General features: G+C 41.3%; 9 protein-coding genes. 4 read left to right on the top strand and 5 right to left on the bottom strand.

Annotation, left to right across the window (positions count from 1 at the left end; genetic code table 11):
- Positions 1–111 precede the first annotated feature (111 nt).
- The 3 genes from trxA to BCU84_RS17535 all read left to right on the top strand — a co-directional run bounded on the left by trxA (position 112) and on the right by BCU84_RS17535 (position 2,863).
- Positions 112–438 carry a thioredoxin TrxA gene (trxA, locus tag BCU84_RS17525; protein WP_102529367.1) on the top strand — a complete coding sequence of 109 codons (327 nt, stop codon included), beginning with the start codon at positions 112–114 and terminating at the stop codon, positions 436–438.
- Positions 439–791: 353 nt separating this feature from the next.
- Entirely contained in the window at positions 792–2,057 is a 1,266-nt protein-coding gene (gene rho / locus BCU84_RS17530; RefSeq protein WP_102529368.1) for a transcription termination factor Rho, read from the top strand.
- A gap of 113 nt (positions 2,058–2,170) precedes the next feature.
- A complete protein-coding gene (locus tag BCU84_RS17535; RefSeq protein WP_102529369.1) occupies positions 2,171–2,863 on the top strand; it encodes a hypothetical protein in 693 nt (230 codons plus the stop codon).
- Positions 2,864–2,943: 80 nt separating this feature from the next.
- Here the strand turns inward: BCU84_RS17535 and nrfD are convergent, their stop codons facing one another.
- The 4 genes from nrfD to BCU84_RS17555 form a co-directional block, all read right to left on the bottom strand.
- Entirely contained in the window at positions 2,944–3,891 is a 948-nt protein-coding gene (gene nrfD, locus BCU84_RS17540) for an NrfD/PsrC family molybdoenzyme membrane anchor subunit (protein ID WP_102529370.1), read from the bottom strand.
- Positions 3,888–4,460, bottom strand: coding sequence for a 4Fe-4S dicluster domain-containing protein (locus tag BCU84_RS17545; protein ID WP_102529371.1), 573 nt, complete (start codon positions 4,458–4,460; stop codon positions 3,888–3,890). Before BCU84_RS17545 ends, nrfD begins: the two co-directional genes overlap by 4 nt.
- Before the next feature lie 12 nt (positions 4,461–4,472).
- Complete coding sequence (gene phsA, locus BCU84_RS17550) at positions 4,473–6,749, bottom strand: thiosulfate reductase PhsA (protein ID WP_102529372.1); 2,277 nt, start codon at positions 6,747–6,749, stop codon at positions 4,473–4,475.
- 352 nt (positions 6,750–7,101) lie between these two features.
- A complete protein-coding gene (locus tag BCU84_RS17555) occupies positions 7,102–8,901 on the bottom strand; it encodes a sensor histidine kinase (RefSeq protein ID WP_102529373.1) in 1,800 nt (599 codons plus the stop codon).
- A gap of 205 nt (positions 8,902–9,106) precedes the next feature.
- Between BCU84_RS17555 and BCU84_RS17560 the strand changes: the two genes are divergently transcribed.
- Entirely contained in the window at positions 9,107–9,703 is a 597-nt protein-coding gene (locus BCU84_RS17560; RefSeq protein WP_102529374.1) for a response regulator, read from the top strand.
- A 228-nt stretch (positions 9,704–9,931) separates the two neighbouring features.
- Here BCU84_RS17560 and BCU84_RS17565 read toward each other — a convergent pair whose 3' ends face one another.
- Complete coding sequence (locus tag BCU84_RS17565) at positions 9,932–10,204, bottom strand: hypothetical protein (protein WP_102529375.1); 273 nt, start codon at positions 10,202–10,204, stop codon at positions 9,932–9,934.
- Positions 10,205–10,646 lie beyond the last annotated feature (442 nt).

A 10,646-nucleotide genomic window follows, 5' to 3' on the forward strand; every position in this document is an offset into this window, starting at 1 on the left:
GACTTAATCGTTTGAAATAGCCCACACGTTTACTTGAAAACTATTTAACCGCCCCAATATACATGGTAAGCCATTAATAAACTAGCAATGGTGCCAAATCTGGAGATTTACATGAGCGATAAAATTGTATACCTAAGCGATGACAGCTTCGAAAATGACGTCATTAACTCAGAATTGCCTGTATTGGTAGACTTCTGGGCTGAATGGTGTGGTCCTTGTAAAATGATTGCGCCAATCTTAGACGACGTAGCTGAAGAGTACGCGGGTAAGATCACTGTAGCTAAACTTAACGTTGACCAAAATAATGTATCACCTGCTAAGTACGGTGTACGTGGCATCCCAACATTATTAATGTTCAAAGGCGGCGAGTTAGTTGCCACTAAAGTAGGTGCATTATCAAAGACTCAATTAAAAGAGTTTATTGACGCACAAGCTTAATCAAGCCTCTCATTAAAATGACAGCTGTTGATTGAAAGTTGAATATTATTCATAACGAGCTAACACGGTTAGTTCGCTATTGTTTAAAAACTAACAATATTTAGTTAACTCAACCGATACACCTTATGACATTGCTGCGCATTTTAAGCTTGAAAAGTGATAATCGGCACAATATGTGAACAATTTGTGCCGATTTTTCGCTAAAATTCTGGACGTCATGCAGATATAGTGCTAATTTATTCATCAGATTTTTTCAACTAAACTCCTACTCGCTTTTCAATCACACATTTCTACATTGTTCTACCCTTTGATTGATTGCGGTAAGCATCGTCGCGTAATACAAGACCCCCAACATGAATTTAACTGAATTAAAAGACACGTCTATATCAGACCTAGTTTCACTAGCAGAAAGCATGAAATTAGAAAATATGGCCCGTGCTCGCAAGCAGGACATCATTTTCTCCATTCTGAAAGCCCACGCCAAAAGCGGTGAAGATATCTTTGGTGGCGGCGTATTAGAAATCCTCCAAGATGGCTTTGGATTTTTAAGAAGTTCGGATGGTTCTTACCTAGCTGGCCCAGATGACATTTATGTCTCGCCAAGCCAGATCAGACGCTTCAATATGCGTACCGGTGATACCATTTTTGGTAAAATCCGCCCACCAAAAGACGGTGAACGCTATTTTGCTCTGCTAAAAGTCAACGAAGTTAACTTCGACAAACCTGAAAATTCTCGCTCTAAAATCTTATTCGAAAACCTTACCCCACTGCATGCTGAAGATCGTCTACGTATGGAACGCGGTAACGGTTCTACTGAAGACATCACTTCACGAATTCTTGATTTATGTTCTCCGATTGGTAAAGGTCAGCGTGGTTTGATCGTTGCACCGCCAAAAGCAGGTAAAACCTTACTGCTACAGAACATGGCGCAAAGCATTACCCATAACAACCCAGAAGTGGTGTTAATGGTATTGCTAATCGACGAACGTCCTGAAGAAGTAACCGAAATGCAGCGCATGGTTAAAGGTGAAGTTATTGCTTCTACTTTCGATGAGCCAGCATCACGTCACGTACAAGTGGCTGAAATGGTTATCGAGAAAGCCAAACGTTTAGTTGAGCATAAGAAAGATGTCGTTATCTTATTAGACTCAATCACGCGTCTTGCTCGTGCTTACAACACGGTTATCCCATCATCAGGTAAAGTACTTACCGGTGGTGTTGATGCCAACGCACTTCATCGTCCAAAGCGTTTCTTTGGTGCAGCTCGTAACATCGAACACGGTGGCAGCTTAACCATTATCGCAACAGCGCTTGTTGATACTGGCTCTAAGATGGATGAAGTTATTTACGAAGAATTTAAAGGTACAGGTAACCAAGAGTTACACCTTTCTCGTAAAGCAGCTGAAAAACGTGTTTTCCCAGCAATCGACTTTAACCGTTCTGGTACACGTCGCGAAGAAAAACTCACTACGCCAGATGAACTGCAGAAGATGTGGATTTTACGTAAAATCCTTAATCCTATGGATGAAGTATCAGGTATGGAATTCCTTATCGATAAATTGGCTATGACCAAAACAAACGATGAGTTCTTCACTGCCATGAAGCGCGCTAAAAGCTAATTCGTTTTTATAAGCAAATTCTAAAAATGCCGTTAATTCCATTGAATTAACGGCATTTTTTTATGTAGAATCAAATGGATTAACTAATAATTAACAAACAAAAAGGATTTGATGTGTTTAAATTTATCTTGGTGTTTTTCACCATTGTTACGCTTACAGGTTGTGTTACTCCTATCAATCTACAAGAACAAAGCCCTTCCCCTGAGTATCAGAATCAACAACCCATTTTAATCAGCGTTATTGATAACCGAAAAAGAGTTAAAGAAGGTAAACCTGAAACCTTTATTGGCCGAGCACATGTAACATTTGGCATTCCTGTAGATTGGAATGTTGATGCATTACTTGCCACAGAAAAAGATGACAAATCACTTACTCTAAGTGAATGGCTACAAAAAAGAATTGTTCTCGGATTAACGGATAAAGGTTGGCAGGTAAAACCGGCAGATTTAGACGCTGTACCAACTGAAACAATTGCGAGTGATGTACTAGTAGAACAAGAATCACAACACCTTCTTGTACTTGATTTACAAGAGTGGTTTTTCAGTATCAATTTAAATTGGGTATCGTCGTTTAGCTTTGATACCGAAGTAAATACTTATTTATTTGATAAGGATCAGGGTCTATCGCATCAAGCAAACCTCAAAGAAAGAGACGTAGTTGATGAAAAGGCTGATGAATCGCCACAAAATAACGTATTGAGAGCATATCGAGATCAGTTATTGCAAATCTTATCTGATCCAGCATTAAAAGCTCAAATTCAACAATCACCAAATGTTATCACCACTGATTCAGGGACAGCGCTCTAAACTCATAATTTAGTAATAAAAAGCCGCTTAACAATCATTAAGCGGCTTTTTGAGGGTTAAATTCCTAAATTTTAAACAGACTAACTAATATAACTTTGGCCTGCGTACACCACGAAATGTCGTAGTGCTAACACTCCTAAAATCGTGCTACAAGAAACCGTAATTAAAAAGCCCTTAGTATGACGCCATGACTTAGGTGCTAATGTACTAGCAAGTACAGGGACCACTAGACCAAGTCCGACAACACCTAGCCAGAATACGCTAGCCCAAGTCCCAGTCGTAATAGCTGATGTTGCCGCCTGAGCTGCTGGACCTGAAAAGTTAAGACCAACAAACAGCAAGACTAAACATAAGGCTTCATTGAATGCGACAGGGTATTCAATGCGGTGTACTTGCTCAATACAGTCAGACTCTTTTTTACTGAAGAACAAGGTGGCCACTAAGATATTACCCGCCGACCCCACAGACAGCGCCGATGCTAAAAATAACGCAGGTAACACAGCGGTATTTAAAATCGGGTAGCTAATTAACGCAGAGAGTAAGAAACCAGTGTAAATCCCAACTCCTATCGCCAGTACAAAAATCAGCTTATTCAGACTATTTTCAAGCTTGCGACACACCTTTACCACACCCGATAACCATGGCGCATATTGCAGTAACGGTTTTTCAAAAACTAAACCTGCAAATACAAATACCAGCGGGATATAAAATAATAACGCTAATACCCCCCAAGCCATTACTGAAGTAAAGTTGTAGTTGAGTAAAATATGATAAAACTCAAATGGCTTAGTCAAGTCAAGCATTAACAACGCCATACCGACACAAATAGAGATCGGTCCAACAACAGCTGCAGCCTTGATAACTGGTAAGCCTTCAGTGGGTAAGCCACGACTTTGCCTGTACCATTTAAGCCCTATTGCCACCAGCATTGAACCCGCTGATAACCCTGCCATAAATAAGTAAACTGCGATTATCCAGTTCCAAACGACTGGATCATATTGCTCCATTGAGCCCCAGATATTATTCATGCTTTGATCCCTCCTTTACGGCTAGGAATGCGATAAACCCTTGGCTCTGTGCCTAGATTCACTTTTTGTTGATAATGATTTTTAGTGTCTAATAACTGACTGACTTCAGAAGTTAAATCATTGGCATCACCAAAAGTCAGTGCTTGAGTAGGACAAACCGTGACACAAGCTGGCTCTTCACCGCGAGCTAAGCGGGTTTCTTTACAAAAGTCGCACTTGTCTGGCACTCGGGTTTCAGGGTTAATAAAGCGCACTTTGTAAGGGCAAGCAGCAACGCAGTACAAGCAACCAACACACTTGCCTTCATTGATAGACACAATGCCATCATCATTGACGTAGGCCGCGCCTGTTGGGCAGACTTTCACACACGGAGCATTCTCACACTGCTCACATGAAACGCGATTATATTTAAAATGAAGGTGAGGAAAATTGCCATAAGGCCCCTCAACGCGAACCTGAATACGAGTCACTGACTCAGGGACATTATTTTCACTGCGACAAGCGACATTACACGCTTGGCAGCCAATGCACTTGTTTTCATCGTGCACAAGGACATAACGTTTAGTCATAATGAACTCCGATTAAATCTTGGCTATTTTGACGCCGGTAGTGTGCAAGTTCATGCCAGTAACCGGAGACGTAACGTGAGGAAGTAAGTTGCCGCAATGAATACCTTTACCGGTAGCACGTGCAAGCTCTTTGTTTTTAGAACCGCAGCCCATATAAGAAAATACGGTGTCTGGGCGAATACCAGGCGTGACCAGAGCATGACCCTCTTCACTGCCAGTGTCGTTGAAAATTCGAATCTTATCACCGCTAGAAATGCCCATGTGTCCGGCTGTAATTGGATGGATCCAAAGGGCGTTATCAGACATCAAATTCGCTAAGATAGGTACATTTTGAGTCGCACCATTGGTGTGAACGGCCACTTTACCTTGAATGAAAAACAGCTCATCAGCTTTTTTCATAGTCACTTCGCGATATTTAATCACCCCGCGGCCAGGCGCCATTTTTTCGACCTTATTAGAGCTCAATTCAATCTTGCCTGAAGGAGTTTTGAAACTCAGATGACTGGCATAAGTGGAATCTTCATCAGGTGTAATGGCATTGGGATATTCAGACACAAACGTATTTACCATGCTTGGTTCGCGCAGCATTAACGGTTTACCGTAGCTGACCCAACCATCACGCTTAATCTTGTCTAATAATTTAACGTCTTTGTTCACTTGGAACATCTGTAAGGTCTGCATATTTTCCCAAGGGAAGTATTCACCTTGACCTAATTTGTCAGCCACCTCTTTCCAGATCTGCCAGCTTGGTTTGGTATCACCAATGGTATCTACCACTCGTTGACGGACGTAATAAGCAGGGTTTTTACCTGACTTATCTTTAATTTCTTCATCACGTTCAAGATAGGTTGATTCAGGCAAGAATACATCGGCGTAAGCTGCGCTCTCAGTAATGTACAAGTCACAAGCCACCACAAAATCTAGCTTCTGCATTGATTCAACAATGCGCGCTCTATCTGTCATGGTTTGCATTGGATTAGTGCGGCTCATTACCCAGCCATGAAGCTGATACGGCACAGCATCAAGGGTTGCATCCAGAATTGTTTGATAAATTCCGCCTGATGACCACAACATGGAATATTGCTCATCCACCATATCGATGCGCTTCGCTTCGATTTTAGGCAGGTTTTTAACCCCTGGCTTAGATAAGGTTGGTGCAACCGTTTCGCCAGCAAACTTATTATAATTCGACGCTTTTTTACCGAAGTACAAACCACCTTTACGTTCAATGTTACCCACCAGTACATTGGCAGCGTATAACGCACGGCGCATTTCAAACTCTTCTGTTGTGAATGACGAACGATGCCCGAAATCCACTAATACATGTGGCGCTGCAGCAGCGTATTCATGGGTTATACGGCGAATATCTTCTGCGGGTACATCACTGATCGCTTCAGCCCACTCTGGAGTGTAGTTTTTAACTTCTTTAGCAAATTCATCGAAGCCTTCGACGTATTTTGCGACAAAATCTTTATCGTACAAATCATCATGAATAAGCGTATGACACATGGCCAACGCAACCGCGACATCAGTGCCAGGTTTAATCGCATACCACTCATCAGCTTTGTCTGCCACGATAGAAAAGCGCGGTTCAAATACGACTAGCTTTGCGCCCTTTTCCATTTGGGCATTCATCATTCCTCGAGTTTCAGACATGTTGATGCCTTCATACAAGTTATGACCAAAATTAATGATGTACTTTGAATTACTTAAATCGCGCTTGATTTTGCCACCAAAAATGGCTTTAGCCGCAACCACATAACCCGCTGGACACGTTGAGGCATGGGTGAAAGTATTAGGACTACCAAAGGATTTTGCTAGATGGAAAAGATGGCCTTCAAGTGAGCCAGATTTAGACGAAAAAGCAACAGACTCAGCACCGTGTTTGGCTTTAATTTTATTGAGGTTTTCAGCAATCAAACTATAGGCTTCATCCCACTCGATTTCTGCCCATTTGCCTTCACCACGTTCACCCACTCGCTTCAGCGGTTTAACAATACGTTGCTTATCGTAAAGTAAACTATGACCAGCACCACCGCGAGCACAAACTGCACCACCAAATGATTTGGCTTTTTTATTACCGAGAATGGATACGTTTTTGCCGTTAACCACTCTGGCTGATATTGGACAGCGTGTAGAACACATTTCGCAACTACTTGCGATAGATTCTTCACTGCCTTGAACTGTGACACTGCCTAAGGCGGCAATCGAGCCGGGCAAAGCAGCAAGGGCACAACCTGCGGTACCTGCGCCTGCGCCTTTGATAAAGGTTCGCCGATCTAGTTTCATGGTGTATCTCCCAAATGACAATAATGACCAAGAACATAAAACGGCGTACGCATTATCCAAAAAACTGGATTGCCAAGCTGTTAAGCTGTTCTAAGGTTTTCATCATTCTCACTCAAGGAAATAACCTTGAATATTGTGGTAAACCACATACTCACTCGTCTACATCGTGCATTGTGATTGGGTTCACGGTTTAAAAAACCGCCTACTGCAATCACAAAATAACGCTATTGTGGTTAACCACATATTGCTAAAAAATATGAATTAATGCACAAAACTAGCGTTTATCGGCTATAAATCAGCGTATGTACGATCTCTTATTACGTATTTATATTTAGCGCCCAAACTCACTCAGTTAACTCACAACTTTTTGCTGACTACCCCTCTTCTTTAATCCCAACGTGGCCACACAACCTGTTATCTCATCTTCACGATTATCTAATCTAAAAGTACCTTCGTGCTCCTTCATCACCTCATTACAAATTGCTAGCCCTAAACCTAAACCATTTTCTTTAGTGGTAAAAAAGGTCGCCATTAATGCATCAGAGTTTTGTGGTAGCCCTGGTCCATTATCAATAATCTGCACATCTACTTGATGCTCTTTAAAATGCATCGAAATAACAATTTTACCTTGTGCTGGCTTTGATTGAACTGGCTGGGTTTGTTCACTGATGGCATCAATACTGTTTTTGATTAAATTAATCAGCACTTGCATTAAACCAACACGATCAGCGGTAATAAAGAATGGTTCGCCTTGGGTATTGGTATCAATGCGAATATCGTTTCTCGCTAACTCAAGCTTTAATAACGAAATACTTTCGTCCACTAAGGTCAAAATATTCACATCAACCATCACAGCTTCTTTACGCTTTAATAACCCTCTGATTCGATGCACCACTTCACCCGCTCGCGTAGATTGTTGATGGATCTTACCGAGTAATTCGATGGCGGTGTCTTTATCCATTTGGTGTTTATTCTCAAGGCGCATTAATGCTCCTTCGCTATAGCTGGTGATGGCCGCGATAGGCTGATTTATTTCATGGGCAAGCCCTGCACCAATCTCGCCAATCATGGCAGCACTTTGTAACTTCTCTAACGCAATTTCTTGTTGTTTTAATTGCCTTTCTGATGCCACTAACGATTCACTTTTTTGATGAAAACGATACTCAATCCATAAGTGATAAACCGTCGCGACCACAAATAAGAAAACAGCCAATATGCCCCAATGTCGATTATCTTTAAGCCATTTTAATAACGTATCCCAACGATTAACGTCTGAGTTTTCCACATGCAGTTCGCTAAATAATTGAATCACAGCTAACTGGCTGATAGGTGACGTCCAGCCTTTCAGCTGAGCCGTAATGGCTGCGGGATGTTCTGAAGGCAACTTCATCAAAGCTTGGGTAATAGCTTTGCTAAGCTCATTATCAACACTCTCATTGGCTGCAAACGACCAATTAGGATAGAGGTGTGTACTGCATTGGCAATCAAAGCCTTTGGGCTTACTTGGGTTTAATATTCTATATTCTTCGGCCTTAATTAACCCACGCGCCACCATATCTTCAAAGGTACATAAAGGCGTAATCGCGGCATCTACGTTACCATCACGGACCTGATACAAAAGTGGGTCTAGCGGAAAACCTAAAAAGTGTATTTCTTTAAAATAGTTTTTAGAATCCATGCCTAATTTGTGCATTAAACCAATAGTGGCTTGATAGCCGCCTAATGCATGAGGATCGCTCGCTGCAACCGATTTGTTTTTCAAGTCATACAAAGTACGGTATTCACTATCAGCTTTGACGATAACAGCAGATCCAATCGCAGAAGTCGCACCGTTATGACGACGAGAGCGCATAGTGGCGAGCCAAGATAGCGGGAACTGATTAGAAAGGTAAAGGTATTGCCCAGGGTTGGTGATAATGAACTGAATCTCCCCCGACTCCATCGCTTGGTTTAGCGCGACAAAGTTACCTGGATAGACGTTAAAATGCGTGTCTGGCACTTGTTCATTAAGATAGTCCATCATCGGAGTCCAACGTGCGATAGCTTGTTGGTCTCCCCAATTAGCTAACACGCCCACATGTAGCTCTTGGGGTTTTGCCCATGCAGAAGAAATAAAGCTCAATAGTAAAAAGCACACGATAATTCGTAGCACAGTAAACGCCTTAATTAGAGAAGTTTAATAAGCTTACGATAGAGCAACAACAATGCAACGTGATGCAATTCATGCTTTATATAAAATTAGTTCGCTTATCGATTCAAACTGAGATATCTATCAATAATACATCTACTTTTCGCAAAGAATGACTCTGATGAGCAATGGCGAAAGCCATTGTAAAAAACCACATTGAGGAACGGTTATGCTAAATGACATTAACGGCCCTGTTTATCTCGTCGATGATGATGAAGCCATTATTGATTCCATTACTTTTTTGATGGAAGGTTACGGCTATAAGCTGATTAGCTTTAACTCAGGAGATTTGTTCTTATCCTCGGTAGATCTTGCTACTGCTGGTTGCGTGATTTTAGATGCCAGAATGCCCGGCCTTTCTGGCCCAGAAGTGCAGCAATTGCTGACTGAAGCCAACAGTCCATTAGCTGTGATTTTTCTGACGGGACACGGCGATGTCCCGATGGCTGTCGATGCATTTAAACAAGGCGCATTTGATTTCTTTCAAAAGCCAGTGCAAGGAAAAGTGCTATCCAACTCCATCGAAAAAGGACTGCTATACAGTATTCGCCAACACTGGAAAATGCATCACTTAGCCTTGATAGATGGACTTTCTGAACGTGAGAAGCAAATTTTTAAACTGGTTATTGCAGGCAATACCAACAAACAAATGTCGAATGAATTATGCGTTGCGGTCAGAACCATCGAAGTTCATCGTTCAAAACTAATGGATAAACTTGGGGTGCAGAATATTGCTGAGTTAATGAAGCTAGCGCCTTTGGTTTAGCGATATCTACCGAGGTCTTCAATCAATAAAGTTTGAAGCTTATTTTTGACAGAAATTGGATAGAGTCAAAGCCCTTAAAGTGATGAGTCTCAGTAGTGAAAATATGGCAAGCGGATATTCGGTAACGCCTTAATAACTGGCGTGTAGGTTGGTGTTATTTTTGCGGTTTTTTCTTTTGCAAAAATGATGACAACCGTAATACGTCCAGTTGATTAACTTGTTAAATGGCTATTCCTCATTGCCACTTACAGATACAACACTTGGTTTTTCTGCAATTTCTTTTAATAGTCTAATTTGCTCATTTTGCCATTCGCTATCTTCTGTTGAATCTTTATAAGAAAAATACAACGAAGATAAAGCAATTGCTAATGCAACAAAACTAATAAGAAGGGATATTTTGGCATTAAGGCTTGATTGGTTGCCTTGTTCTCGCATTTCAGCAATCACTTCCTTTACCATTTTTTCTGTTGTTCTTGCTCCACTCATGTCTGGATATGGCATATTTTCTCCTTTGTACAGACAGCCTTTTAACATTTGCATTAAGCCTTACTAAAGTAAAGCTATTGATTTATAAGCACTCTACCAGAGTGGTATTGGATAAACGAGCACAAATATGTGCAAAGTGAGCATTGAAATTGATGCCTTATCAGAAGTAATCAGCAGTAGTCACTTATCGATTAGAAAAAGTTGGTCTACTGGCTGTTACTTATCTTTACTACCTATCATTTGAAACACGTTTTGGGCTGAAACGAGTTACCCGTTTATGTTTTGTACTTCATCTATATTGGCTCAATTACTTAAGACCATCACTTCAATTTAATCCATTGCCTGCCGCAGGCTTTTGTGCAGATACAACTACGAGACGCTGCAAGTACGTCCCTGTAAGCTCTGCCAAAACATCCATGTTTTGGAAGCTCGCTGCTGCATCTACACTGGGTTTATT

The organism is Shewanella sp. 10N.286.51.B7 (assembly GCF_002873615.1).
GTDB lineage: Bacteria > Pseudomonadota > Gammaproteobacteria > Enterobacterales > Shewanellaceae > Shewanella > Shewanella electrodiphila.

Bases quoted from the DNA above. Each gene is read 5' to 3' on its own strand.
- trxA (WP_102529367.1), top strand. From the start codon at position 112: ATGAGCGATAAAATTGTATACCTAAGCGATGACAGCTTCGAAAATGAC.
- rho (WP_102529368.1), top strand. From the start codon at position 792: ATGAATTTAACTGAATTAAAAGACACGTCTATATCAGACCTAGTTTCA.
- nrfD (WP_102529370.1), bottom strand. From the start codon at position 3,891: ATGAATAATATCTGGGGCTCAATGGAGCAATATGATCCAGTCGTTTGG.
- BCU84_RS17545 (WP_102529371.1), bottom strand. From the start codon at position 4,460: ATGACTAAACGTTATGTCCTTGTGCACGATGAAAACAAGTGCATTGGC.
- phsA (WP_102529372.1), bottom strand. From the start codon at position 6,749: ATGAAACTAGATCGGCGAACCTTTATCAAAGGCGCAGGCGCAGGTACC.
- BCU84_RS17560 (WP_102529374.1), top strand. From the start codon at position 9,107: ATGCTAAATGACATTAACGGCCCTGTTTATCTCGTCGATGATGATGAA.
- BCU84_RS17565 (WP_102529375.1), bottom strand. From the start codon at position 10,204: ATGCCATATCCAGACATGAGTGGAGCAAGAACAACAGAAAAAATGGTA.